Genomic DNA, 25580 nt, shown 5'->3' on the forward strand with positions numbered 1-25580 from the left:
TGGCACCCGGCCGGCCCCGTTCGTTCACTCGGTGTCCTCCCTGATGCGCTCGACGCCGCGCAGCCTGGCCGGGGCGGCCCGGCGGTTCTCGGCGATCTCCTCCTCGGTGGGAAGTTCGGCACCGCGGGTGAGGAGCTTGAGGCGGGGCTGGTAGCGCTCGGGCACCACGGGCAGTCCGGGCGGCGCGGTGTTGGCGGCACCGGCCGCGAAGACCTGCTTGACCAGCCGGTCCTCCAGCGACTGGTACGACAGCACGGCGATCCGCCCGCCGACCGCCAGCGCCTTCACCGCGGCCGGCACGGCACGCTCCAGTACGGAGAGTTCGCCGTTGACCTCGATACGCAGGGCCTGGAAGGTGCGCTTGGCGGGGTTGCCGCCGGTGCGCTTGGCGGCCTGCGGCAGGGCGTCCCGGATCAGCTCGACGAGGCGGGCGCTGTTGGTGAACGGCTCCTTCTCGCGCTCGCGGACGATCGCCGAGACGATCCGCTTGGCCTGCTTCTCCTCGCCGTAGGCGCGCAGGATGCGGACCAGTTCACCGGCCGGGTAGGTGTTGAGGACCTCGGCGGCGCTGATGCCGGCCGTCTGGTCCATACGCATGTCGAGCGGGGCGTCCTGGGCGTAGGCGAAGCCTCGGTCGGCCTCGTCCAACTGCATGGAGGAGACGCCGAGGTCGAACAGGACGCCCTGGACGGACGGGATGCCCAGGCGGTCGAGGACCTCGGGGAGTTCGTCGTAGACGGCGTGCACGAGGGTGGCGCGGTCGCCGTAGGGGGCGAGGCGTTCGCCGGAGAGCCGGAGGGCTTCCTTGTCCCGGTCGAGGCCGATCAGCCGGACCTCGGGGAAGCGGGCCAGCAGCGCCTCGCTGTGGCCGCCGAGGCCGAGGGTGCAGTCGACGACCACCGCTCCCGGCCGCTCCAGGGCGGGCGCCAGCAGGTCCAGGCACCGCTGGAGCATCACCGGGACGTGTCGACTCTCGGTCAAGGGGGCCTCTCATTCCGGCGGGCGGTACGCACCGCCGGGTCCCCGCCCGCTCCGTGAAGGGGAGGCCCGCCGGCGCCGGAAGCGTCGGCCGGCCGGGAGCGGGAGGAGGCCGGGCCGCACGTACGCGCCGCGCACGCGGGGAGACGGTCCGGACGGATGCCGGGGTCTCCGGGGGTTTCACCAGCGGGAAGAGCCGCGCCTCCCGCTTCGCGTCACTTTAGTCCACCCTGTGTCGCGGTCAATCAACCGGCCTGCGCGTCGCGTACGGCTTGTGGAGCGGGCCTGCGATTCGCCGGGATTCACCCGTCCGGCGGAGGTTCGCGCTCCGTGTGGGTTAGCTCACAACAAGCCACGAAGTGGTTCTTTGTGGCCGTCCACAGCAGGCCGGGGACACGGGTGACCAGTAACGTCGGGAGCATGACGACTTCCGCAGCAGTTCCGACCGGGTCCGACAACGCCATAACGGGTGGCGGCAGCGTCACGGACCGCCTGGTCGGCGCCAACCAGACGTATGCGAGCGAGTTCACCGACCCCGGCATGGACGCGCGTCCGGTGCTCCAGGTCGCCGTCGTCGCCTGCATGGACGCCCGCCTCGACCTCCACGCCGCGCTCGGCCTGGAGCTGGGCGACTGCCACACCATCCGCAACGCGGGCGGCGTGGTCACCGACGACGTGATCCGCTCGCTGACCATCAGTCAGCGCGCGCTGGGCACCCGCAGCGTGGTCCTGATCCACCACACCGGGTGCGGTCTGGAGTCCCTCACCGAGGAGTTCCGGCACGAGCTGGAGATGGAGGTCGGCCAGCGCCCGGCGTGGGCGGTGGAGGCGTTCCGGGACGTGGACCAGGACGTACGGCAGTCGATGCAGCGGGTGCGGACCTCCCCGTTCCTGCTGCACACCGACGACGTGCGCGGCTTCGTCTTCGACGTGCGCACCGGTCTGCTCCGGGAGATCGACCCGGCCGACGGCGGCGACGCGCAGTCGGCCTGACGCCCCGGCGGCCCCTCCTCCCGCCCTTGTGGCGGGGGGTGAAAGGGCCGCAAGCCCGGCATCACGGGGGCAGTTGTCCACAGGCGGTGACACGAATCCGTAACGGCGGCAAGAATGCGTGGTGTGACGGCGCGCGGCCTGGTCCGTGCGGCGTCGCAGTTCCGGGGTGGGCCGGTCGCGCTCGCGTGCACAGGCCCTGGGTGATGACGGGCCGAGGAGGGCCGGGTGACGACCTATGACGATCGGGCGAGCCAGGGGGGCGTCCCCGCTCGAACGGAGTCGGGCGCGGGGCGGGAGCTGACGGCCACCGCGGAGCGGGTCCGCGCTTCGGTGGAGGACGTGATCGAGGGCAAGCCCGAGGTCGTACGGCTGGCGCTGACCGTGCTGCTGGCCGAGGGGCATCTGCTGATCGAGGACGTGCCCGGCGTGGGCAAGACCATGCTGGCCAAGGCGCTGGCGCGGTCCATCGACTGCTCGGTGCGGCGCATCCAGTTCACCCCCGACCTGCTGCCCTCGGACATCACCGGGGTCTCCATCTGGGACCAGCGCGGCGGTGACTTCGAGTTCAAGCCGGGGGCGATCTTCGCGCAGATCGTGATCGGCGACGAGATCAACCGCGCCTCCCCCAAGACCCAGTCGGCGCTGCTGGAGTCCATGGAGGAGCGCCAGGTCACCATCGACGGCCACAGCTACGAACTGCCGAGCCCCTTCATGGTGGTGGCGACGCAGAACCCGGTCGAGATGGAGGGCACGTACCCGCTGCCCGAGGCCCAGCGCGACCGCTTCATGGCCCGTGTCTCCGTGGGCTATCCGAGCGTCGAGGCCGAGCTGCGGATGCTGGACGTGCACGGCGGGGCCTCCCCGCTGGAGGACCTGGAGCCGGTGGCGCACGCGCACGAGATCGTGAAGCTGATCGAGGCGGTGCGCGCGGTGCACGTCTCCGAGGCCGTGCGGCGGTACGCGGTGGAGCTGGTCGCCGCCACCCGGTCCCACCCCGACCTCAGACTCGGCGCCTCCCCGCGCGCGACGCTGCACCTGCTGCGCGCGGCGAAGGCGTCCGCCGCCCTGGAGGGCCGGGAGTACGCGCTGCCGGACGACCTCCAGGCGCTCGCCCCGCCCGTGCTGGCCCACCGCCTGCTGCCCACCTCGGAGGCGCAGCTCGGCGGCCGGACGGCGGAGGACGTGGTGCGGGAGATCATTCAGCACACGGCCGTGCCCACCACCGGCCGGCAGAGCGGCTACGACGGCCTGGACGCCTCACCGGCCCGTCCCCCGCGTCCGCTGCGGTCTCCCAGGGGTCGGTGATGTCCGCCGGGGGGCGGGGCGGGGTGCGTGCGACGCTGTCGGGGCTCACCACCCGCGGGCGCTCCTTCCTGGCCGCCGGGATCGCCGCCGCGATCTGCGCCTATGTGCTGGGCCAGGACGATCTGCTGCGGGTGGGCCTGCTCCTGGCGGTGCTGCCGCTGCTCTGCGCGACCGTGCTGCACCGCACCCGGCACCGGGTGACCGCCGAGCGCGGTCTGGCCCCCACGCGGGTGCCCGCGGCCGGGGAGGCACGGGTGCGGCTGCGCGTGGACAACGTCTCCCGCCTGCCCACCGGCCTGCTGATGCTCCAGGACCGGGTGCCGTACGTGCTGGGGCCCCGGCCGCGGTTCGTGCTGGACCGGGTCGAGCCGGGCGGGCATCGCGAGGTGTCCTACCGGGTGCGCTCGGACCTGCGCGGCCGATACCGGCTCGGGCCGCTCCAGGTGCGGCTGAGCGACCCGTTCGGGATGTGCGAGCTGACCCGGTCCTCCTCGGCGTACGACACGCTGACGGTGCTGCCCCGGGTGGAGCCGCTGCCGCCGGTCCGGTTCGGCGGGGAGTCGCTCGGGCACGGCGACGGGCGGCAGCGCTCGCTGGCACTGGCCGGCGAGGACGACCTGATCCCGCGCGGCTACCGGCACGGCGACGACCTGCGCCGGGTGCACTGGCGCTCCACCGCCAGGCACGGCGAGCTGATGGTGCGCCGCGAGGAGCAGCCCCGCCGCTCGCGGTGCACCGTGCTGCTGGACACCCGCGCGGTGGCCTACGAGGGCGCGGGCCCCGGCTCGGCCTTCGAGTGGGCGGTGTCGGGGGCAGCCTCGGTGGTGGCGCATCTGCTGGAGCGGGGGTTCTCGGTGCGGCTGCTGACGGACTTCGGGGTCACGGTGTCCGGCGAGGGCGGCTCGGGGCACGAACGGGCGGCGGCGGCCGCGCTGATGATGGACACCCTCGCGGTCATCGATCACTCCGACGGCACCGACCTGGCGGGCGCGTACGACGTGCTGCGCGACGGGCACGACGGGCTGCTGGTCGCCTTCCTCGGTGACCTGGACGGCGGCCAGGCGGCCTCGGTGGCCCGGATGCGCAGGCGCGGCGGCGCGGTCGCCTTCGTACTGGACCCGGACGACTGGACGCGCGAGCCGACGGCGGTACCCGAGCCGAACGCCCCGCTGCCCCAGCGGCTCCGGGTGCTGCGCGAGGGCGGCTGGACGGCGCTGGGTGTGCCGCGCGGGGCCTCGCTGGAGGAGCTGTGGCGGCAGGCGGACCAGGAGCGGCCGGGTCCGGCCGCGCTGAGCGGGAGGGCACGGGGATGAGCGGGCGGGCACGACTGGCGCTGTGCGCGGCGGCGGCGACGCTGATGGCGTCCTCGGCCCTGCTGCCCCTGGTCGACGGCCCCACCTGGCTGCTGCTGTCGGCCCTGCTGGTGGCCGTGCAGGCGGGGGTGGGCATCGCGGCCCGGCGGGTTCCGCTGTCCCGGTCGCTGACGCTGTCGGCGCAACTGCTGGTGACGCTGGTGCTGCTGACGCTGGTCTTCGCGCGGGCCGAGGCGCTGGGCGGGCTGCTGCCGGGGCCGGATGCGTTCCTGCGGTTCGGGGCACTGTTCGGGCAGGGCGCGGACGACGTGAACCACTACGCGATCCCGGCGCCGCTCACCGACGGCATCCGGCTGCTGCTGGTCGGCGGGGTGCTGCTGGTGCATCTGCTGGTGGACACCCTGGCGGTGACCTTCCGGCGCGCGGCACCCGCGGGGCTGCCGCTGCTGGCGCTGTACTCGGTGGCGGCCGGGCTGTCGGACGGGGCGGCGGACTGGCTGTGGTTCCTGGTGGCGGCGGCCGGTTATCTGATGCTGCTGCTCGCGGAGGGCCGGGAGCGGCTCGCCCAGTGGGGCCGGGTCTTCGGCGGCGCCCCGCGCGCCGGTGCCCCGGCGGCCGGGGTGACGGCCCCGGCGCGCACCGGGCGCCGGATCGGCGCGGTGGCGCTGGGCGTGGCCCTGGTGGTGCCGCTGGCCCTGCCGACGCTGAACGGCGGCCTGCTGGGCCAGGCGGGGTCGGGTGTCGGCGCGGGCAACGGCCGGGGCGGCACGATCTCGGCGGTGAACCCGCTGGTGTCGCTGCGGGACAGCCTGAACGTGGACGACGACCGCCAGGTGCTCTCCCTGCGGCCCAGCTCCGGCGAGGTGCCGGACATGTATGTGCGGATAGTGTCCCTGGACGACTTCGACGGCACCGACTGGAAGCCGTCCCAGCGCCGCATCGCGGCGGTGCCAGGGGTCTTCCCGGCCCCGGCGGGCCTGAGCGACGACGTCAAGCGGACCACGCTGCGCACGGTGATCACGGCGGCGGACTGGTACGCCCAGGACTGGCTGCCGATGCCGTATCCGCCGAGCGGGGTCCGGATCGACGGCAACTGGCGGTACGAGCCGGTCGGCATGACCCTGGTCGGCGACCACGGGCAGACCACGCGCGGCGAGACCTACCAGGTCACCAGCCTGGACCTGCGGCCGACCGCGAAGCAGCTCGCCGACGCCCCCAAGCCGCCGGCCGCGCTGGAACGGGAGTACACCCGGGTGCCGTCCCGGCTGCCGGACGTGGTGGCGCGGACCGCCGAGGAGGTCACCTCGGGGGCGCGCAACCACTACGAGGAGGCGGTACGGCTCCAGGACTGGTTCTCGGTGGACGGCGGCTTCCGGTACGACACCGAGGTGCAGGTGGGCCGGGGCGCGAACGCGATCGCCAACTTCCTCAAGAAGAAGGAGGGGTTCTGCGTCCACTTCTCCTTCGCCATGGCCGCGATGGCCCGCACGCTGGGCATTCCGGCCAGGGTGGCGGTCGGTTTCGCGCCGGGGACTCCGCAGGGCGACGGCTCGGTGTCGGTGAGCCTGAAGGACGCGCACGCCTGGCCGGAGCTGTACTTCCAGGGAGTGGGCTGGACCCGGTTCGAGCCGACGCCGACGCGGGGCACGACCCCGGCGTACACCCGGCAGGACACCCCGGGCAGCGCCCGCCCGGACCGGGAACTGCCCTCGCGCGGGGCGTCCGAAGAGCCTTCGGCGGCGGCGACGCAGAGCGAGACGTGCGCGGCGCGGGAGAAGTCGGGGGCGTGTGCCGGCCCGTCGGCGGCGGTCGCGGCGCCGGGTGGGGGCGCGGGTCCGTCGAACGGGCTGTGGACCGCGCTGATCGTGCTGGGCGCGCTGGCGCTGGTGGTGCTCCCGCTGTCCCCGATGCTGTGGCGGACCCGGGCGCGGGCCAGACGGCTGGACGGGCACTTCCCCGGCCCGGCCGAGCAGACGCCGGCGGCCTGGCGGGAGCTGACCGACAGTGCCTGGGACCACGGGGTGATACCGGACGACTCGCTGACCCCGCGCGGCTCGGCGGCCCGCATCGTGCGGCTGGGGCGACTGGACGGGGAGGCCGGGGCCGCGGTGCACCGGGTGGCGGCCGCGCTGGAGCAGGTGCTGTACGCGCCGGAGCCGCGATCGGCGCCGGACCTCGCCCAGGACGTGCGCCGGGTGATCGCCGGGCTGGCGGCCCCGGTGGGCCGGGGCACCCGGCTGCGGGCGCTGTTCGCGCCGCGCTCGGCCCGGCGGGTGCTGTGGTCGGCGCGGGACCGCTGGGCGGCGCTCCGGGCGCGGGCGGCGGCGCTGCGGCCGGCGCGCGGGGAGGCGTAGCGGGGCCGGACACGGCCGAGGGGGTGACCACCGGAATCGGTGGTCACCCCCTCGTACGAAAACCTGGGGAGTCCGGCTCAGTGGCCCTGTTCGTCCCGGCGGCGCTGCCAGCGGTCCTCGATGCGTTCCATGACGGTACGTTTCCGCCGGACGGGGCGGCGCCTGGTGTGGCCCTTGGGGGTTTCACCCGGCTTGGGCGCCTTGCGCCATCCGGTGACGGCGAGTACGGCACAGCCGAGCATCACGAGGAAGCCGACGACACTGATCCAGATCAACTGGGCGACCATACCGGCCATGAGGAGCGCGATACCGACGAGGAAGCCCGCGACCGCCTGGTAGACCCGGCGCCGGGTGTAGGTCCGCAGCCCGTTTCCCTCGAGCGCCGACGCGAACTTGGGATCTTCGGCGTACAGCGCTCGCTCCATCTGCTCGAGCATGCGCTGCTCGTGCTCCGAGAGCGGCACGGAGTCCTCCTCATCGTGCAGTCGCCGGGGCGACTCTGGGGGGTCCTTTCAGGATAGGCAGGGAATCGCCCCCGTGAAACCCGCCCCTCTGCGCCATCTGGCCAACCGGTCCGTCAGGGCGTCCCGGCTCGCTGAGGCTGTCATTCCCCGGCGGCCGACCCGTCATGCCGGTCGGTGTACCTCGATCATACGGCGCAAACCCCTCGATCGGGGGGCTTGTGGCGTACTCCATCTGCCGCCGCGCCCCTGATCAGCGCCGTGTCCCGCGGGGCCGGTTCAGTCTCCGGCGCCTTCCGCGGGCACTTCCGTCCCGCGGGTCTCGCCGAGCACATGGACCTGGGTGGCCACGGAGTGGAAGGCGGGCAGCTCCGCCACGGCGGCCTCCAGCCGCAGCAGGGCGTCCAGCGCGCCCGGCTCGGTGTCCACCAGGACGCCGGGCACCAGGTCGGCGAAGACGCGGACGCCGTGCACGGCGCCGACCCGCAGACCCGCGCCCTCGACCAGGGCGGTGAGCTGTTCGGGGGTGAAGCGGTGCGGCACGGGGTCGCCCTCGCCCCAGCGGCCGTCGGGGTCGGCGAGGGCCTGGCGGGCCTCGGTGAAGTGCCCGGCCAGGGCGCGGGCCAGGACGGCGCCCCCGAGGCCGGCCGCGAGCAGGCTGAGCACGCCCTCGGGGCGCAGCGCGGCGACCACGTTGCCGACGCCCTCGGCGGGGTCGTCCACGTACTCCAGCACGCCGTGGCAGAGCACCGCGTCGTAGCCGCCGCGCTCGACCACGTCGAAGAGGCCGTGGGCGTCGCCCTGGACGCCCCGGACGCGCTCGGCCACGCCCGCCTCGGCGGCCCGGCGCTCCAGGGCGAAGAGCGCGTTGGGGCTGGGGTCGACGACGGTGACGCGGTGGCCGAGCCGGGCGGCGGGCACGGCGAAGTTGCCGCTGCCGCCGCCGGTGTCCAGCACGTCCAGCGAGTCCCGCCCCGTGGCCTTGACCCGGCGGTCGAGGGCGTCCTTGAGGACGTCCCACACCACGGCGGTACGGAGAGAGGCGCGGGGGCGCGTCGGGTCCGGCACGGCTGTTGCTCCTCGGCACGGCACCGCCCGTTGCCCGGCGGCGCGATGGGGGTCTCCCCGGCCGGTCACGGGGAGGTGCGCGGCAGGTGGAGACGTAAGGCGCCTCCACCCTATGGCCTCGCCCGCCGCGCCCCGCCACCCCCGCCGGGTGCGGTGGTCCGCGTCTCGCCCAGTGGACGACAACCCCGCGTCAGGCGTTCTCCGGGCTGGTCCGGGGCAGCACCGGCTGGAGGGCGAGCATCCGCTCGATCAGGCGGAGGAACATGCCCGCGTCGCGTATCAGGTCGTCCGCGTCGCGGGGGCCGGCCGCGCCCCGGATGCCGGCCTCGGCGCGGGCCCGGCGGTCGGCGCCGGAGGCGAACAGGGCGCTCCACTCGGCCAGCTCCGGCGCCAGCTCGGGCAGCACCTCCCAGGCGGGGCGGATACGGGCCCGGCGGCGCGCGGTGGCCTCGGGCCGTCCCCGGACGGCGAGGACGGCGGCGGCCGCGCGGAGGGCGGCGAGGTGGGCCAGGGCGTACCGCTCGTTCGGGGTCTCCATGGCGGTGGCCTCGTCCAGCGTGGTGTGGGCCTGGGCGAGCAGGGCGAGGGCGGCGGGCGGTGCTGTGGACCGGCGGAGCACGGGGTGGACGTCGCTCGCGGCGGTGGCCGCTGACGAGCTGGTCATGACGAACCTCCTGTCGTCCGGTGACGGCACGGATGCCGTATGCCCACATCGTGCGGTATGCCACTGACAATCCGTTCCGACCTGGCGTTTCACCCCAACTGGGCCCGCACGCGGGGGCATCGGGGAACACCTGTGGGGCATCCGGGCTTTGTCGCGCACGTCTGTTCGGGCATACTTTTGAACTGACCAGTCAGTTCAAAAGTTGTTCCGGGGAGAGGCGGGGGCTTGTGCACGGCGTGGACGTCACGGCCGGGGGGTTCGGGCTCAAGGGGCCACGGGGGTGGGCCTTCAGGGACATCGGCTTCGAGGCCGGGCCGGGTTCGCTGATCGCCGTGGAGGGACCGTCCGGCTCCGGCCGTACGTCTCTGCTGCTGGCGCTCACCGGGCGGATGAGGCCGACGGAGGGCGAGGCGTCCGTCGGCGGCCTCGCCCTCCCCCGGCGGATGGGGGCGGTACGCCGGTTCAGCGCGGTGGCCAACGTCGCCGGGGTGACCGACCTGGAGCCCGCGCTGACCGTGGGCGAGCACCTGCGTGAACGGGCCCTGCTGCAGCGCCGGTTCGGCGACTCGCTGCGCGAGGCGCTGCATCCGCGTCCGCAGCGCGCCCACGAGGCCCGGCTGCGCGCGGACGCGGCCCTGGCCGCCGCCGGGCTCGACCTGGACGGGCTGCCGAAGGGCTCACGCACGGCCGTACGGGACCTGGAGCGGCCGGCGGAGCTGCGGCTGTCCGTGGCGCTGGCACTGATCGGCCGGCCCCGGCTGCTGGCGGTGGACGACGTGGAGCTGAAGCTCTCGGCGGCCGAACGGGCCGAGGTGTGGGACCTGTTGCGCTCCCTGGCCGACGCGGGGACGACGGTCCTGGCCGTGTGCCGCACCGCCCCCGACGACTGCGTCACCGTCTCCACGGCGCCCGCCGAGGCCGGACCCGAGGAAGACGACGAGCCCACCAAGGACCAGCCGACCGAAGACACCGAAGCCTCAGAAGACACCGAGGACGCCCCCCGAGAGGAGGCCCCCGATGCGCTCACCGAAGCTGGCCGCGCTTGAGCTGCGCCGGTTCGGCCGGGGCCGGCTGCCGCGCGCCGCGCTGGTCGCGCTGCTGGTGCTGCCCCTGCTCTACGGCGCCCTGTACCTGTGGTCGTTCTGGGACCCGTACGGCCGCCTGGACCGCGTCCCCGTCGCCCTCGTCGACGAGGACCAGGGCGCGACGGCGGCCGGGAAGAAGATCCATGCCGGTGCCGACATCGTCGAGGGGCTGCGTGAGCGGCGGACCTTCGAGTGGCACGAGGTCGACGCGGCCGAGGCCCGGCGGGGTGTGGAGGACGGCACGTACTACCTGTCGCTGACCCTCCCGGCCGACTTCAGCCGCCGTATCGCGTCCAGTTCGGGTGACTCCCCGGAGACCGGCGCGCTCCAGGTGCGCACCAACGACGCGAACAACTACATCGTCGGCCAGATCTCCCGGACCGTGTTCGCCGAGGTCCGCTCGGCCGCGTCCACTAAGACCTCCCGGACCTTCCTGGACCGGATCTTCGTCAACTTCTCCACCCTGCACGACAGGACCGAGACCGCCGCCGAGGGCGCCGACAAGCTGAGGAAGGGACTGGGCAAGGCGGAGAAGGGCGCCCGGAAGCTCGCGGACGGCCTGAAGGAGGCCGACAGCGGCAGCGGCAAGCTCGCCAAGGGCCTGACCCGGCTCGACAAGGGCGCCGGTGACCTGGAGGACGGCTCCCGCCAGGTCGCGGCCGGCACCCAGACCCTGGCGAACAAGGTCGACGGGGCGTACGCCAAGGCCGGGCCGTTCCTCCAGAAGAACGGGAGGACGATCGGGGCCACCGCCCGCCTGGTCTCCGACTCGGCCGCGACGGTGCAGGACAACCTCGACACCCTGGTCCGGCTCGCCCCCGGCGCCGCGAGGACCGCCCACGCCTCCGCCGCCGTACTGGACCGGGTGCACAGGACCCGCTGCGAGACCCCGCCCGTACCCGACCCGGCCTGCCCGGACCTGGCGAAGGCCCAGAAGGCGGCGGACGACGTGTCGGTGGTGGCCGACGATCTGAACAAGGTCGTCGCCGCGCAGGGCGGTGATCTGACGACCATGCGGAAGAACCTCACCACCCTGCGCCGGCAGGCCGACGCCCTCGCCGAGCGCGCCCCGCACCTGCACCAGGACGTCGCCGACGCGGTCGCCCGGATCGACAGGCTGAACGCGGGCGCGAACGCGGTCGCCGCCGGGGCGAAGAAGCTGCACACCGGCCTCGGCACCGCCCAGTCCGGCGCGGCCACCCTGCACCGGGGCATCGGCACCGCCGAGTCGGGCGCGAAGTCCCTGGACAGCGGCCTGTACAAGCTGACCGACGGCGCCGAGCGGCTGGCGGACGGCCTGCACGAGGGTGCCGGGAAGATCCCCGACTACGACGAGCGCGCCCGCGACCAGCGGACCGGCGTCATGGCGGACCCCGTCCGGCTCTCCTCCGCCGATCTGCACCACGCGCCCAACTACGGCACCGGGTTCGCCCCGTACTTCATCCCGCTGTCGCTGTGGGTCGGCGCGATGGTCGCCTACATGCTGATCCCGCCGCTCAACCGGCGGGCCCTGGCGGCCGGTGCCCCGTCCTGGCGGATCGCGCTGGCGGGCTGGCTGCCGGTGCTGGCGGTGGGGGTGCTCCAGACGGCCGCGCTGATGTCCGTACTGCACTTCGGCATCGGGCTGGAGATGGCGCGGGCGGCCGGGACGACCGCGTTCCTGTTCCTGGTCACGGCGTGCTTCACGGCGATCGTGCAGTGGCTCAACGCCCGCTTCGGCGCGGCGGGGCGCATCCTGGTGCTGGCGCTGCTGATGCTCCAGCTCACCTCGGCGGGCGGCACCTACCCGGTGCAGACCAGTCCGGGCTTCTTCAACGCCATCCACCCGTTCCTGCCGATGAGTTACGTGGTCTCCGCGCTGCGCCGGCTGATCACCGGCGGCGGGCTCGGCCCGGTGTGGCAGGCGTGCCTGGTGCTGACGGCGTTCACCGCGGGCGCCCTGGCGCTGACCGCGCTCACCGCCCGGCGCCGCCAGGTGTGGACGCTCCAGCGGCTGCACCCGGAGCTGAGCCTGTGAGCGCCGGGGCGGCGGAGGCGGCCCGGCGGCCCGGCGCACCTGTGAGAATCGGGTCCATGGAAAGCACCAGCGCCCGGCCCGCCGGCGGCACGCGCCGCGAGGCCACCCGGCAGAAGCTCTACGAGGCGGCCGTCACCCTCATCGCCGAGCAGGGGTTCTCCGCGACCACGGTGGACGAGATCGCCGAGCGCGCCGGGGTGGCGAAGGGCACCGTCTACTACAACTTCGCCAGCAAGTCGGTGCTCTTCGAGGAGCTGCTGCGGCACGGCGTCGGCCTGCTCACCGCCTCGCTGCGGGAGGCCGCCGAGCGCACCGCCCGCGAGGGCGGCGGCGGGGTGGACGCGCTGGACGCGATGGTCCGCGCGGGCCTGGTCTTCATCGACCGCTACCCGGCCTTCACCCAGCTCTACGTGGCCGAGCTGTGGCGCACCAACCGCGCCTGGCAGTCGACCCTGATGGTGGTGCGCCAGCAGGCCGTGGCCGTGGTGGAGGGGGTGCTGCGCGACGGCGTGGCGGCCGGGGAGTTCAGCGCCGAGATCGATGTCCAGCTCACGGCGGCCGCGCTGGTCGGGATGGTGCTGGTGGCCGCGCTGGACTGGCAGGCGTTCCAGCCGGAGCGGTCGCTGGACGACGTGCACTCCGCGCTGTCCCGGCTGCTCCAGGGGCGGGTCAGCGGGGGCTGAGGCCGCACTCCGGGACCCAGGGGCGCGCGGAGGGCGCCGGACCGCGTACTGCCGGTCCGGCGCCCTCGCTCTCCCCCGTACTCCCCCGTGGCTCCCCCGTACGGTTCCCACCGCGGTCCCCGTGGCCCTCACGGCCACGGCCCCATGTCTCGCTTCCGCCGACGGATCGGCGGAAGGAGCGGCCGGCGGGCGGGTCCGTTCCGCCGCCCCGTGTCGGCGGTGCCGGGCCGCGCCCCCTGGCCGTGTCTCCACTCTCCCGTCCGGGCCGTCCCCGGCCCATCCGCGCGGCTACTCATCTGTACGTCTAGGTACGGGTACTCAAGCCCCCGCGTTCGGGCCCGGGGCCGGGCACTGTCGGTGGTGGTCGGTAAAGTCGCCGTCATGGCACGGATTGCGGTGATCGGCGCCGGGATGGGCGCGCTGGCGGCGGCCGCCCGGCTGGCCGTCGCGGGCCACCGGGTGACGGTGTACGAGCGGACGGACACGTACGGCGGGGCGGTGCGCCGCTTCGAGCGGGACGGGTTCGCCTTCGACACCGGCCCCGGTCTGCTGCCGCTGCCCGCGGTCTGGCGTGACCTGTTCCTGAAGACCGGCAAGGAGCCGCTGGAGGACCTGGTCGAGCTGGTCCAGGTCGACCCCTCCTCCCGCCACCTCTTCGCGGACGGCACCGAAGTCGCCGTGCCCAACGCCTCGCGCGCCGGTGTCGTCTCCGCGCTGGACGAGGCGCTGGGCGCCGGGGTCGGACAGCGCTGGGGCGACTTCCTGGTGCGGGCCCGCGAAGCCTGGGACCGCACCCGGCGCCCTCTGCTGGAGGAGCCGCTGTGGCCCAACTGGCAGGTGCTGGCGGAGCGCGAGCCCTATCCGGCCGTCCCGCACAAGCGCCTGCTGCGCACCCGCCGGGCCACCACCCTCGCCGAGGTCGCCGGCTGGGAGCTGCGCGACGACCGCCTCACCGCCCTGCTCACCGGCCACGCCCTCGCCCACGGCCTGGACCCGCGCACCACTCCGGCGAGCGCGGCCGTCCTGCCGTACCTGGAGCATGCCTTCGGCACCTGGTACGTACGCGGCGGCATCCGCGAGCTGGCCCGCGCGGTGTACGAGCGCTGTGTGCGGCGCCGGGTGGAGTTCGTGTTCGGCGCCGAGGTCACCGGGATCACGGTGAAGGACGGCCGCGCGGCGGGTGTCGAGCTGGCCGACGGCACGGTGGTGGACGCCGACCACGTGGTGGCCGGCGTGGACCCGGCGCTGCCGGCCCGCCTGACGGACCGCCCGCTGGACGGCACTGGCGATGTGCGCCCCGGCGAGCGCGGCGCCGCCCGGCTGACCCTGCTGCTGGCGCTGAGGGGCGCCCGCGAGGCGGGGGCCGCGCACCGTACGGTCGTCCACGCGCCGGACGCGGCGGCGGAGCTGGACTTCCTGGCGAACCCGGGCGGCGATCCCTTCCCCGTCCCCACGGTCACCGTGCTGCGTCCCGACGACCCGGCGCTGCGCCCGGACGACGCCCACGAGTCGGCGGTGGTGCGGGCGACCCTGCCCGCCGGCCTGGACGTGGACGCCCGCCATGCGGAGGTCCTGCTCGACGCGGCCGCCAGGGCGATCCCGGCCCTGCGCGACCGCCTGCTCTGGCACGAGATCCGCACCCCGGACCACAACTCGGCCGAGACCGGCGCCCGTTGCGGCGCGGTCCCCGCCCCCTCACTCGCGGCGGGCGACGGCGGATTCCTGCACCCCGCCAACTCCACGCGCCTGCCCGGCCTGTACCGGGTCGGTGGCTGGTCCCACCCCGGCGGCGGGCTGCCGCACGCCGGGATGTCGGGGGCGATGGTGGCCGGACTCGTGGTGGAGGGGCCGGAGTTCCGCGGCTCGACGTGAGCGGCGCTCAGTAGCGGTACTGCTCGTCGTAGCCGGTGGTGTGCTGCTGGGTCTAGCCCTGGTAGGGGTACTGCTGCTGCTCGGGCGGGAGTTCGCCGTCGTAGTTCTCGTCGGTGCGCTGCTGCGGCACCCACACCCCGCCCGCCGGGGTCTCGCCCTGGCCGCCGTACGCGTCCTGGCCGTAGCCCTGCTGGGCGTAACCCTGCTGCGCGTAGCCGGAGTTGTCGTAGCCGCCCTCGTAGCCCTGGCCGTAGGGGTCGGTGTAGCCGGGGTACGCCTGCTGGGCGCCGGTGTCGTAGCCGCTCGGGGCGTAGCCCTGCTGGCCGTAGCCCGAGTAGTCGTAGGCGTACGCCTGGTCGGTCTGCTGGGGCTGGGCCGGGGTGCCGTCGCCGTAGACGCCGTAGCTGCCGGTGTCGTCGGGCATGGGCTGGGGCTCGTAGACCGAGGTGGTCTCGGCGGCGGTGGGGTCGGGGCGGACCGGGGTGAACACGTCGTCGCGGTCGTAGGCGTCGTCCCCGTCGTAGGCGCCGTAGCCGTCGGTGTGGGCCGCGGTCGCCGGGCCGGGGTGGTCCTGGCCGAAGTCGGCGGACTCGTCCGGCTCGGGGGCGCTGAGGGCCGGGTCCTGGTGCTCGGAGCGGTTGCGGCGGCGCCGGGTGACCGGGCCCGCCTCCTCGTCGTCGGGGCGCTTGACGGCCCAGCCGGCCGCGAAGCCCTTGCGGAACGACAGCGTGACGTAGGTCTGCCCGACGGCGAACGCGATGGCGCCGAGACCGATGACGACGACCGACGGCATCAGCACGCCGACCACCACACCGAGGAACCCGGTGAAGGCGAGCAGCCGCCAGCGCAGCCGCGCCTTGTACTGCAGCAGCACTTCGCCGAGCAACCACAGCGCGACGACGCCGAACGCGATGTAGAGGACCGTCCAGCCCATGTACGCCCCTCTCCCAGTGACCGTTACGCAGTGTGTCCCATCGCGGTGCGGCCGGTCTAGGCCCGCGGGGGGTGGTGCAGGCCCAGGTTCTCGTAGATTTCCAGCGTCGCCGTGGAGTTGTTCAGCGTGATGAAGTGCAGTCCGGGCACTCCTTCGGCGAGCAGCCGAGCGCAGAACTCCGTGGCGAACTCGATGCCCAGGGAGCGTACCGCCGCCGGGTCGTCCTTCGCCGAGAGGATGCGCTCTTTCAGCTCGGCCGGGAACAGCGCGTTGCTCAGCTTCGGCAGCCGTTCCAGCATCTTCACGCTGGTGACCGGCAGGATCTCCGGAATGACGGGGGTTTCGCAACCCGCGGCCTCGACCCGGTCGCGCAGCCGGAGGTAGGACTCGGGCTGGAAGAACATCTGCGTGATGGCGTAGTCGGCGCCCGCACGGCACTTGTCCACGAAGTGGGCGACGTCGGTGTCCCAGTCGGCGGAGCGCGGATGCATCTCCGGGAAGGCGGCGACGCCCACGCAGAAGTCCCCCGACTCCTTGATGAGGCGCACCAGTTCGGCCGCGTACCGCAGCCCCTCGGGGTGCGCCACCCAGTCGCCCATCGGGTCGCCGGGCGGGTCGCCGCGCACGGCGAGCATGTTGCGGATGCCGGCGTCGGCGTACTGGCCGATGATGTTGCGGAGTTCGGCCACCGAGTGGTCGACGGCGGTGAGGTGGGCGACCGGGGTGAGCGTCGTGTCGACGACGATCTGCTGGGTCTCCTTGACCGTGGTGGCACGGGTGGTGCCGCCCGCGCCGTAGGTGACGGAGACGAAGTCGGGCGCGACGGCCTCGACCCTGCGCAGCGCGTTCCACAGGTTGCGCTCGCCCTGCGGGGTCTTCGGCGCGTAGAACTCGAAGGAGTACGCCGTCTTGCCGGTGGCGAGGATGTCCCGCACGGTCCGGGCGCGATCAGTCCTGGTGGATGCGGTTCCGAGGGCCATACCCGCAGGTTAGCCACGGGTGGGCGGTGACCCAACCGGGCACCGGCGATTTGGCCGAATTGCCGGGCCACTTGTCCACCCCTTGGGACAGGTTCCCGGGACGGCCTGCGCTCAGACCTCGCGGAGCCGCTTGGCGAACTCGGCCGCGGCGGCACCGGGATCGTCCGCCCCGGTGAGCGCGCGGACCACGACGACCCGGCGGGCGCCCGCGTCGAGCACCTCGTCCAGGTTGGTGCGGTCGATGCCGCCGATGGCGAACCAGGGGCGCTCGGTCTTGAGGCCCGCCGTGTACCGGACGAGGCCGAGGCCGGGGGCGTGGCGGCCGGGCTTGGTGGGGGTGGGCCAGCAGGGGCCGGTGCAGAAGTAGTCCACGCCGTCCTGGACGGCGGCCGCGGCGGCCTCCGCCTCGGCGTGGGTGGAGCGGCCGACCAGGACCCGGTCGCCGAGGATGGCGCGGGCGGCGGACACCGGCAGGTCGCCCTGGCCGAGGTGGAGCACGTCGGCACCGGCTGCGTGGGCCACGTCGGCCCGGTCGTTGACCGCGAGCAGCTTGCCGTGCCGGGCGCAGGCGTCGGCGAACACCTCCAGGTGGGCCAGCTCCTCGGCGGCCTCCATGCCCTTGTCGCGCAACTGGACGATGTCGACACCGCCGGCCAGCACCGCGTCCAGGAACTCGGCGAGGTCGCCCTGCTCCTTGCGGGCGTCCGTGCAGAGGTAGAGCCGGGCGTCGGCGAGGCGGGCGCGGGCGGTGTCGGGCATGCGGTGGGTCCCCCGGTGTTCGGTGTGCGGGTCGTACTGCGGGGGCGGCACCCGGCCGGGTGCCGCCCTGGTGCGCGGTGGGTCAGACGGCCAGCGCCTGGGCCCGGCGCTTCACCTCCGTGCCGCGGTTCTCACTGAGGGCCTGCGCGGGGGTGCCGGGCAGGGAGGGGTCCGGGGTGAAGAGCCACTCGATCATCTCTTCGTCCGTGAAACCGTTGTCCCGCAGGAGCGTCAGGGTGCCGGTGAGGCCCTTGACGACCTTGTCCTCGTCGATGAAGGCGGCGGGGACGTGCAGCGCGCGGTTCTCACCGCGGCGTACGGCGATGAGCTGGCCCTCCTTGACCAACTGCCGTACACGCGTCACCTCGACGTCGAGCTGTTCGGCGATGTCGGGGAGGGTGAGCCAGGCGGGGACAAGTGCGTCGGTCTTGGTGTCAATCTCGGTCACGACATCTAGCCTGCCATCCCCCACCGACAGCCGGTAGTCGGGCCACTCCGGGCGCGGGCCCCCGGCCTACTCGGCCACGGCCTGCTTCAGCGGGAGCGCGGGGTCGGTCAGGGCCTCGGCGTCCATCAGCCGGCCCGCCTCGATCAGCCGTCTGCCCTGGGCCAGGTCGCGCGGGCGGCCCACCGCCAGCAGGGCCACCAGACGGCCCTCGCGCAGCCAGCACACGGTCCACGCGGGGTCGGCCGGGTCGCCACGCCACACCGTGCGGTCGGCGGCCGCGTGATGGCCCGCGTACTGCACGAACCGCCCGAACTGCTCGGACCAGAAGTACGGCACCGGGTCGTAGGGCGCGGCCTCCTCGCCCAGGATGTCGGCGGCGACCGTACGGGGGCCCTGGAGGGCGTTGTCCCAGTGGTGGACGAGCAGCCGCTCGGCGTAGCGGGCCGAGGGGAAGGAGGTGCAGTCACCGACCGCGTACACGTCCTCCGCGGAGGTGCGCAGCCGGTCGTCGGCCAGCACCTCGCCGTGCGGGCCGAGGGCGATGCCGGAGCCGGCCAGCCAGCCGGTGGCGGGGTGGGCGCCGATGCCGACCACGACGGCGCCGGAGGGCAGCCGGGCGCCGTCGTCCAGCACGACCGCGCCGGGCTCGACGGCCGCCACCCGGGTGCCGGTGCGCAGGGTGACGCCGGCGTCGGCGTACCAGGCGGTCATCGGGGCGGCGACCTCGGCGGGCAGGGCGCCGGCCAGCGGGCGGTCGGCGGCCTCGACGACGGTCACCGCGCAGCCCGCCTCACGGGCGGCGGTGGCGAACTCGGCGCCGATCCAGCCCGCGCCGACGACCACCACGTCGTGCTGTCCGGCGAGCACCGGGCGCAGCCGCTCGGCGTCGTCCAGGGTGCGCAGGAGGTGCACGCCGGGCGCCTGGCCGGTGCCGGGCAGCCGGACGGGTTCGGCGCCGGTGGCGAGGACCAGCACGTCGTACGGGACGGGCCCGTCGGCGGTGTCCACCTCGTGGTCGGCGGGGCGGACGCCCAGCGCCTCGCAGCCGAGCCGGAGGTCGATGCCGAGCGAGGCGAAGTCCACGTCGAAGGCGGAGCCGTCGGCGGTGCCCAGCAGGACGGCCTTGGACAGCGGGGGCCGGTCGTAGGGCGGGTGCGGTTCGGCGCCGATCAGGGTGACGGGCCCGGTGAAGCCCTGTTCGCGCAGGGCGACGGCGGTCTGCACCCCGGCCATCCCCGCCCCGACGACGACCACGTGCCGCTCCTGTACCGAACCCTCCGGAGATCTCTGCTCGCTCACATCGCCACCCTAAGTCACCTGACTCCGCGTCAGCCCGTGCGCCCGGCACCGACCTCTTCCACCACGCTGGTGCCCGCGCCCGGCCCGGACTCCCACTCCCACTCCTCCTCCAGCCGGACCCGGCCGTCGGGCAGCTCGACCACGGTGGAGACGCAGTGCCCGCAGGCGGTGCTGCCGTCGTGCCGGAGCTGCACGTAGCGGAAGTCCAGCCGGTCCCCGGCGCGGGTGCCGACGAGGTGGCCGCGGGCGATGTCGCCGCCCGCGTACTCGGCCCAGATCCGCCCGTCGCGCTCGTGGTAGGCGAACCGGGTGCCGGTGCCCACCTGGCCCGGCGCCTGGTCGGCCACGGGGGCGAGGGTGAGTCCGTCGAGCGAGCGGGGCATGCGTGGGCTCCCTTACGGGTGAGCTGGGCGGGCGGCTAGGCTTGCCACCGTAACTGCACTCGCGGGAGCCCGGACGCACCGGGCTGAGAGGGAGGCTGGCGGCCTCCGACCGTACGAACCTGATCCGGGTCATGCCGGCGAAGGGAGGGGCGGGACGCCCATGCCGTCACGTATGTCCGAACGACCCGGTGCCCCCGACGTCCTGGTCGTGGGGGGCGGGCTCATCGGCCTGGTCACCGCCTGGCGCGCGGCCGGGCGGGGGCTGAGTGTCACCGTCGTGGACCCCGAGCCCGGTGGCGGGGCCGCGCGGGTCGCGGCCGGGATGCTGGCCGCGGTCACCGAGCTGCACCACGGCGAGGAGGGGCTGCTCGCCCTCAACCTGGCCTCCGCGCGCCGCTATCCCGCGTTCGCCGCCGAGCTGGCCGAGGCCACCGGCCACGATCTGGGCTACCGCCGCTCGGGCACGCTGGCCGTCGCCTTCGACACCGACGACCGCGCCCAGCTCCGCGAGGTGCACGACCTCCAGCTCCGCTGCGGGCTGGACTCCGCGTGGCTGTCGGGGCGGGAGTGCCGCCGGCTGGAGCCGATGCTGGCGCCCGGTGTGCGCGGCGGGCTGCGGGCCGACGGCGACCACCAGATCGACCCCCGGCGGCTGGCGGCGGCACTGCTGGCCGCCTGCGAGGGGGCCGGGGTGGTCTTCCACCGCGCCTGGGCCGAGCGGCTGGACGTGACGGGCGACCGGGCCACGGGGATCACCACGGCGGACGGCGCCGCGCTGGCCGCCGGGCAGGTGGTGCTGGCGGGCGGCAGCCTGAGCGGGCGGCTGGAGGGCGTGCCCGAGGCGCTCGTACCGCCGGTGCGCCCGGTGAAGGGGCAGGTGCTGCGGCTGACGGTGCCGCCCCGCTACCGGCCGTTCCTCAGCCGTACCGTGCGGGCCGTGGTGCGAGGCGGCCCGGTGTACCTGGTGCCGCGCGAGAACGGCGAGCTGGTGATCGGCGCGACCAGCGAGGAGCTGGGGTACGACACCACGGTCACCGCGGGCGGGGTGTACGAGCTGCTGCGTGACGCCCATGAGCTGGTGCCCGGCATCACCGAGCTGCCGCTCACCGAGACCCTGGCCGGGCTGCGCCCCGGTTCCCCCGACAACGCCCCGCTGCTCGGCCCCTCGGGCCTGGACGGCCTGCTGCTGGCCACCGGGCACTTCCGCAACGGCGTGCTGCTCACCCCGGTCACCGGGGACGTCATGGCCGACGTGCTGTGCGGCGCGGGCCTGCCCGAGGTGGCCCGCCCGTTCTCGCCGCGCCGCTTCGCCGCCCCCTCCCCCACTCTGGAGCACTCCGCATGAACATCTCCGTCAACGGCGAGCGCCGCGAGGTGGCTCCCGGCACCGCCCTGGACGCCGTCGTACGTGTCCTCGCCCCGGCGCCCTCCGGGGTGGCCGCCGCCGTCAACGAGACCGTGGTCCCGCGCACCCGGTGGGCCGAGACCGGCCTGGCCGAGGGCGACCGGGTCGAGGTCCTCACCGCCGTGCAGGGAGGCTGACCATGACCACCGGAACCACCGAACCCCTGGTCCTCGGCGGCCTGGCCCTGGACTCCCGGCTGATCATGGGTACCGGCGGCGCCCCCAGCCTGGACGTGCTGGAGCGCTCGCTGATCGCGTCCGGCACCGAGCTGACCACGGTGGCGATGCGCCGGGTCGACCCCGGCGCGCACGGCTCGGTGCTGTCGGTGCTGGAGAGGCTCGGCATCCGCGTGCTGCCGAACACCGCGGGCTGCTTCACCGCAGGGGAGGCGGTGCTGACCGCACGGCTGGCCCGCGAGGCGCTCGGCACTTCCCTGGTGAAGCTGGAGGTGGTGGCCGACGAACGGACGCTGCTGCCGGACCCGGTGGAGACCCTGGACGCGGCCGAGACGCTGGTCGACGACGGCTTCACCGTGCTGCCGTACACCAACGACGACCCGGTGCTGGCCCGCAGGCTCCAGGACGTGGGGTGCGCGGCCGTGATGCCGCTGGGCTCCCCGATCGGCTCCGGTCTCGGCATCCGCAACCCGCACAACTTCGAGCTGATCGTGGAGCAGTCGTACGTCCCGGTGATCCTGGACGCCGGTGCCGGTACGGCGTCCGACGTGGCGCTGGCGATGGAGCTGGGGTGCGCCGGTGTGATGCTCGCCTCGGCCGTCACCCGTGCGCAGGACCCCGAGACGATGGCCTCGGCCATGCGGTACGCCGTGCATGCCGGGCACCTGGCGCGGCGGGCCGGACGCATCCCGCGCCGCCATTTCGCGCGGGCGTCCTCCCCCGTGGAGGGGCGCGCGGACCTCGACCCCGAGCGCCCGGCGTTCACGTCCCCGGACCGTCACAGCTCTGCTGCGGTCGCTCACCCGGACGGCGCAGCGGGAGCCACGTCCGCGCACCCCTCGTAGACTCGCCCGCGTGGATACGACCCTCTCGGACCCCCTCCTCGGCCAGGTGCTCGACGGCCGCTATCGCGTCGAGGCGCGGATCGCCGTCGGCGGGATGGCGACCGTCTACCGGGCCCTGGACATCCGGCTGGACCGGGTCCTGGCGCTCAAGGTGATGCATCCGGCGCTGGCCGCCGACGGCGCCTTCGTGGACCGGTTCATCCGCGAGGCCAAGTCGGTCGCCCGGTTGTCCCACCCCAACGTGGTGCAGGTCTTCGACCAGGGCACCGACGGCGGTTACGTCTACCTCGCCATGGAGTACGTCGCCGGATGCACCCTGCGCGACGTGCTGCGCGAGCGGGGCGCGCTGCGGCCGAGGGCGGCCCTGGACATCCTGGAGCCGGTGCTCGCCGCGCTGGGCGCCGCGCACCGGGCCGGGTTCGTGCACCGGGACATGAAGCCGGAGAACGTGCTGATCGGGGACGACGGCCGGGTCAAGGTCGCCGACTTCGGCCTGGTCCGCTCGGTCGACACGGTCACCAGCACCACCGGCGCGGTCCTCGGCACCGTCTCCTACCTGGCCCCGGAGCAGATCGAGCAGGGCACCGCCGACCCGCGCGTGGACGTGTACGCCTGCGGTGTCGTGCTGTACGAGATGCTGACCGGCGCCAAGCCGCACTCCGGGGACTCCCCGGCCCAGGTCATCTACAAGCACCTCAACGACGACGTGCCCCCGCCCTCGGCGCTGGCACCGGGCCTGGCCCCCGAGCTGGACGGCCTGGTCGCCGCCGCCACCGCCCGCACCCCGGCTCTGCGCCCCGCGGACGCGGCCGCGCTGCTCGGCGAGGTGCTGCGGGTGCGCGGCACGCTCACCGAGGAGCAGCTCGACGCGCTGCCCCCGCAGGCCCTGTCGGGCGACCACGACAACGCGGGCGACCGGACGAGCGTGCTGCCGCGCGCCCTGACGGTCCGGCCGCTCCCGGTGAACGGGGACGGCGAGGACGTTCACGACGTCACGAGCGTGCTGCACACCACCGACATCGAGCCCCCGCCCGCCCGGCGCGGCACCGGACGCTCCCGGCGCGGGCTGCTCACCCTGCTGGCGGCGGTGCTGGTGGTCCTCGGCGTCGGCGGCGGGGTCTGGTACATCAACTCCGGCCAGTTCACCAAGGTCCCGCCGGTGCTGTCGCGCACCCAGGACCAGGCCGAGCAACGGCTGAGAGCGGCCGGGCTGGAAGTGGGCGGCGTGAAGCACGCCTACAGCGACACGGTGGACCGGGGCACGGTCATCAGCACGGACCCGACGGCCGGCTCGCGCGTACGGGGCCACGCCTCGGTGGGGCTCACGGTCTCGCTGGGCCCGCGTACCGTCTCGGTGCCCCGGGTGGCGGGCCAGCCGCTGGAGCGGGCGCGGGAGCGGCTGAAGTCGGCCGGGCTGGAGCCGGGCATGGTCACGCGCGAGTTCAGCGACGAGGTCGAGCGGGGCTCGGTGATCCGGACGACGCCGGAGGCGGGCATCGAGCGGCATGCCGGGTCGGCGATCGCGCTGGTCGTCAGCAAGGGTGCCCCGGTCGACATCCCGGACGTCAGCGGTGAGGACGTGGAGAGCGCGCGCCAGGACCTGACGGACGCCGGGCTGAAGGTGAAAATCGCCGCCGAGCGCGTCAACTCCGACTACGACAAGGGCCAGGTCGCCTTCCAGTCGCCGGAGGCGGGCGCCCGGGGTGCCGAGGGCGACACGGTGACGCTGACGCTGTCCAAGGGCCCGGAGATGGTGAAGGTCCCGGACGTGGTCGGGTCGAACGTGGACGACGCGCACCGGAAGCTGGAGGCGGCCGGGTTCGAGGTCCACGAGGACCGTGGGCTGCTGGGGCTGTTCGGCGACACCGTGAAGAAGCAGTCGGTGGCGGGCGGCGACGAGGCGCCCAAGGGTTCGAAGGTCACGATCACCATCCGGTGACCGGTCTCACCGCGGCCGCCGGTCCGGGCGCCGGGGACGGCGTGACACCCTGAACGGGTGACACTCCAGCCGTCCCCCGCAGCTCCCCTCACCGTCCCCGGTGCCCTCCGCAACCCCGTCGGCGCGCATGTGCCGGTGGCCGGCGGCCTGCACTCGACGGGGCTTCCGTACGCCCGTGAGCTGAGGGCGGAGACCGTGCAGGTCTTCGTGGCCAACCCGCGCGGCTGGGCCACCCCGGCCGGGAACCCGGCCCAGGACGAGGCGTTCCGGGCGGCCTGCGCGGCGGAGTCGATACCGGTCTACGTGCACGCGCCCTACCTGATCAACTTCGGCTCGCACACCGAGGCGACGGTGGAGCGGTCGGTGGAGTCGCTGCGGCACTCCCTGCGGCGCGGCCGGGACATCGGGGCGCTCGGCGTGGTGGTGCACACCGGGAGCGCGACCGGCGGGCGCCCGCGCGAGGTGGCTTTGAAGCAGGTGCGCGAGCATCTGCTGCCGCTGCTGGACGAGCTGACCCACGACGACGACCCGTTTCTGCTGCTGGAGTCGACGGCCGGGCAGGGTTCCTCACTGTGCTCGCGGACCTGGGACTTCGGCCCGTACTTCGACGCGCTGGACGCCCACCCGAAGCTCGGCGTCTGTCTGGACACCTGCCACATCTACGCCGCCGGGCACGACCTGACCGGCCCGGACGGCATGCGGCAGACCCTCGATCTGCTGGTGGAGACCGTGGGCGAGGGACGGCTGAAGCTGATCCACGCCAACGACTCCAAAGATGTGGCCGGCGCACACAAGGACCGCCACGAGAACATTGGCTCCGGACACATCGGCGAGGAGCCGTTCCGCGCGCTGATGGCGCACCCGGCCACGGCGGGCGTCCCGCTGGTCATCGAGACCCCCGGGGGCAAGGAGGGGCACGCGGCGGACGTGGCCCGCCTGAAGCGCCTCAGGGACGCATAGAGCTACAGCTCCGGCCCGTCCCCCGGCTCCTCCTGGTAGGAGTAGCGCTGTTCCTTCCAGGGGTCGCCCACGTTGTGGTAGCCACGCTGCTCCCAGAAGCCCCGGCGGTCGGCCGTCATGTACTCCACGCCCCGGACCCACTTGGGGCCCTTCCAGGCGTACAGGTGCGGGACGACCAGGCGGGCCGGGAAGCCGTGTTCGGCGGTGAGGAGTTCGCCGTCCTTGTGGATGGCGAAGATGGCGCGCTCGTCGGCGAAGTCGGCCAGCCGGAGGTTGGCGCTGAAGCCGTACTCGGCCCACACCATCACATGGGTGACGTCGGGCGCGGGCGGAACCAGGTCGAGGATCGCGCGGGCGGGCACGCCGCCCCACTCCGCGCCGAGCATGCTGAACTTCGTCACGCAGTGCAGGTCGGCCACGACGGTGGCGTACGGCAGGGCGGTGAACTCCTCGTGGGTCCAGGACCGCTTGTCGCCGTCGGCGGTGGCGCCGAAGACCCGGAAGTCCCAGCGCTCGGGGCGGAACTTGGGCACGGGCCCGTAGTGCGTGACCGGCCAGCCGCGCTGGAGCCGCTGCCCCGGCGGAAGATCTGCCGCTGCCCCCGTCCCAGACGCGCGTTCCACCGGATGAGCCATGTCTCCATCCTGACAGACCGGGCG

23 protein-coding genes, 1 pseudogene and 1 riboswitch are annotated in these 25580 nt (G+C 74.2%); of the genes and pseudogenes, 13 read left to right on the top strand and 11 right to left on the bottom strand.

Features of this window, described 5'->3' with window-relative positions; all coding sequences use genetic code 11:
* Window positions 1–24: 24 nt before the first annotated feature.
* The gene (gene rsmH, locus ACZ3HQ_RS23550) at window positions 25–981 is read right to left on the bottom strand and encodes a 16S rRNA (cytosine(1402)-N(4))-methyltransferase RsmH (RefSeq protein ID WP_467513796.1); all 957 of its coding nucleotides are present in this window, start codon (window positions 979–981) and stop codon (window positions 25–27) included.
* 417 nt (window positions 982–1398) lie between these two features.
* Here rsmH and ACZ3HQ_RS23555 point away from each other — a divergent pair, with 417 nt between their 5' ends.
* From ACZ3HQ_RS23555 to ACZ3HQ_RS23570, 4 genes are all read left to right on the top strand, one after another.
* Complete coding sequence (locus ACZ3HQ_RS23555; protein WP_467513797.1) at window positions 1399–1971, top strand: beta-class carbonic anhydrase; 573 nt, start codon at window positions 1399–1401, stop codon at window positions 1969–1971.
* 225 nt (window positions 1972–2196) lie between these two features.
* Complete coding sequence (locus ACZ3HQ_RS23560; protein WP_467513799.1) at window positions 2197–3276, top strand: AAA family ATPase; 1080 nt, start codon at window positions 2197–2199, stop codon at window positions 3274–3276.
* Window positions 3276–4589 carry a DUF58 domain-containing protein gene (locus ACZ3HQ_RS23565; protein ID WP_467513801.1) on the top strand — a complete coding sequence of 438 codons (1314 nt, stop codon included), beginning with the start codon at window positions 3276–3278 and terminating at the stop codon, window positions 4587–4589. The genes ACZ3HQ_RS23560 and ACZ3HQ_RS23565 overlap by 1 nt, the downstream gene beginning before the upstream one ends.
* Window positions 4586–6943: a transglutaminase TgpA family protein gene (locus tag ACZ3HQ_RS23570; RefSeq protein WP_467513803.1), complete on the top strand. Its 2358-nt coding sequence runs from the start codon at window positions 4586–4588 to the stop codon at window positions 6941–6943. Before ACZ3HQ_RS23565 ends, ACZ3HQ_RS23570 begins: the two co-directional genes overlap by 4 nt.
* Before the next feature lie 77 nt (window positions 6944–7020).
* Here the strand turns inward: ACZ3HQ_RS23570 and ACZ3HQ_RS23575 are convergent, their stop codons facing one another.
* The 3 genes from ACZ3HQ_RS23575 to ACZ3HQ_RS23585 form a co-directional block, all read right to left on the bottom strand.
* On the bottom strand, window positions 7021–7407 hold the full coding sequence (locus ACZ3HQ_RS23575; RefSeq protein ID WP_031179948.1) for a DUF3040 domain-containing protein: 387 nt from the start codon (window positions 7405–7407) through the stop codon (window positions 7021–7023).
* 276 nt (window positions 7408–7683) lie between these two features.
* Window positions 7684–8472: a methyltransferase gene (locus ACZ3HQ_RS23580; protein ID WP_467513805.1), complete on the bottom strand. Its 789-nt coding sequence runs from the start codon at window positions 8470–8472 to the stop codon at window positions 7684–7686.
* A 190-nt stretch (window positions 8473–8662) separates the two neighbouring features.
* A complete protein-coding gene (locus tag ACZ3HQ_RS23585) occupies window positions 8663–9136 on the bottom strand; it encodes an SAV_6107 family HEPN domain-containing protein (RefSeq protein ID WP_467513807.1) in 474 nt (157 codons plus the stop codon).
* A gap of 227 nt (window positions 9137–9363) precedes the next feature.
* Here ACZ3HQ_RS23585 and ACZ3HQ_RS23590 point away from each other — a divergent pair, with 227 nt between their 5' ends.
* From ACZ3HQ_RS23590 to ACZ3HQ_RS23605, 4 genes are all read left to right on the top strand, one after another.
* Window positions 9364–10182, top strand: a complete 819-nt coding sequence (locus ACZ3HQ_RS23590) for an ATP-binding cassette domain-containing protein (RefSeq protein ID WP_467513809.1) — start codon at window positions 9364–9366, stop codon at window positions 10180–10182.
* A complete protein-coding gene (locus ACZ3HQ_RS23595; protein ID WP_467513811.1) occupies window positions 10154–12238 on the top strand; it encodes a YhgE/Pip family protein in 2085 nt (694 codons plus the stop codon). The genes ACZ3HQ_RS23590 and ACZ3HQ_RS23595 overlap by 29 nt, the downstream gene beginning before the upstream one ends.
* A gap of 56 nt (window positions 12239–12294) precedes the next feature.
* Window positions 12295–12921: a TetR/AcrR family transcriptional regulator gene (locus tag ACZ3HQ_RS23600; RefSeq protein ID WP_467513813.1), complete on the top strand. Its 627-nt coding sequence runs from the start codon at window positions 12295–12297 to the stop codon at window positions 12919–12921.
* A 381-nt stretch (window positions 12922–13302) separates the two neighbouring features.
* Entirely contained in the window at window positions 13303–14793 is a 1491-nt protein-coding gene (locus ACZ3HQ_RS23605) for a phytoene desaturase family protein (RefSeq protein WP_467513815.1), read from the top strand.
* 52 nt (window positions 14794–14845) lie between these two features.
* Here ACZ3HQ_RS23605 and ACZ3HQ_RS23610 read toward each other — a convergent pair whose 3' ends face one another.
* The 6 genes from ACZ3HQ_RS23610 to ACZ3HQ_RS23635 form a co-directional block, all read right to left on the bottom strand.
* Window positions 14846–15727, bottom strand: a complete 882-nt coding sequence (locus ACZ3HQ_RS23610) for an SCO2102 family sporulation regulator (protein WP_467513817.1) — start codon at window positions 15725–15727, stop codon at window positions 14846–14848.
* Between the two features lie 56 nt (window positions 15728–15783).
* A complete protein-coding gene (gene metF / locus ACZ3HQ_RS23615) occupies window positions 15784–16707 on the bottom strand; it encodes a methylenetetrahydrofolate reductase [NAD(P)H] (RefSeq protein ID WP_467513819.1) in 924 nt (307 codons plus the stop codon).
* 111 nt (window positions 16708–16818) lie between these two features.
* A complete protein-coding gene (gene thiE / locus ACZ3HQ_RS23620; protein ID WP_467513821.1) occupies window positions 16819–17466 on the bottom strand; it encodes a thiamine phosphate synthase in 648 nt (215 codons plus the stop codon).
* Window positions 17467–17548: 82 nt separating this feature from the next.
* The gene (locus ACZ3HQ_RS23625) at window positions 17549–17914 is read right to left on the bottom strand and encodes an Rv2175c family DNA-binding protein (RefSeq protein WP_031179938.1); all 366 of its coding nucleotides are present in this window, start codon (window positions 17912–17914) and stop codon (window positions 17549–17551) included.
* Window positions 17915–17980: 66 nt separating this feature from the next.
* On the bottom strand, window positions 17981–19168 hold the full coding sequence (locus tag ACZ3HQ_RS23630) for an NAD(P)/FAD-dependent oxidoreductase (RefSeq protein ID WP_467514175.1): 1188 nt from the start codon (window positions 19166–19168) through the stop codon (window positions 17981–17983).
* A 74-nt stretch (window positions 19169–19242) separates the two neighbouring features.
* Window positions 19243–19596 (bottom strand): avidin-fold protein, encoded by a 354-nt coding sequence (locus ACZ3HQ_RS23635; RefSeq protein ID WP_467513823.1) that lies wholly within the window; start codon window positions 19594–19596, stop codon window positions 19243–19245.
* A gap of 51 nt (window positions 19597–19647) precedes the next feature.
* Window positions 19648–19760: riboswitch (TPP riboswitch) on the top strand.
* Between the two features lie 8 nt (window positions 19761–19768).
* Here ACZ3HQ_RS23635 and thiO point away from each other — a divergent pair.
* From thiO to ACZ3HQ_RS23660, 5 genes and pseudogenes are all read left to right on the top strand, one after another.
* Window positions 19769–20941 carry a glycine oxidase ThiO gene (gene thiO, locus ACZ3HQ_RS23640; protein ID WP_467513825.1) on the top strand — a complete coding sequence of 391 codons (1173 nt, stop codon included), beginning with the start codon at window positions 19769–19771 and terminating at the stop codon, window positions 20939–20941.
* Window positions 20938–21138 carry a sulfur carrier protein ThiS gene (thiS, locus tag ACZ3HQ_RS23645; RefSeq protein WP_031179934.1) on the top strand — a complete coding sequence of 67 codons (201 nt, stop codon included), beginning with the start codon at window positions 20938–20940 and terminating at the stop codon, window positions 21136–21138. The genes thiO and thiS overlap by 4 nt, the downstream gene beginning before the upstream one ends.
* A 2-nt stretch (window positions 21139–21140) precedes the next feature.
* Window positions 21141–21941: pseudogene (locus tag ACZ3HQ_RS23650) on the top strand (thiazole synthase); the annotation flags it as partial.
* A 91-nt stretch (window positions 21942–22032) separates the two neighbouring features.
* Entirely contained in the window at window positions 22033–23961 is a 1929-nt protein-coding gene (gene pknB, locus ACZ3HQ_RS23655; RefSeq protein ID WP_467513827.1) for a Stk1 family PASTA domain-containing Ser/Thr kinase, read from the top strand.
* Between the two features lie 57 nt (window positions 23962–24018).
* Window positions 24019–24921, top strand: coding sequence for a deoxyribonuclease IV (locus ACZ3HQ_RS23660; RefSeq protein ID WP_467513829.1), 903 nt, complete (start codon window positions 24019–24021; stop codon window positions 24919–24921).
* 2 nt (window positions 24922–24923) lie between these two features.
* Here the strand turns inward: ACZ3HQ_RS23660 and ACZ3HQ_RS23665 are convergent, their stop codons facing one another.
* Window positions 24924–25556, bottom strand: a complete 633-nt coding sequence (locus ACZ3HQ_RS23665; RefSeq protein WP_467513831.1) for a sulfite oxidase-like oxidoreductase — start codon at window positions 25554–25556, stop codon at window positions 24924–24926.
* Window positions 25557–25580: the final 24 nt, after the last annotated feature.

It is taken from the genome of Streptomyces sp. NPDC018263 (assembly GCF_055562575.1).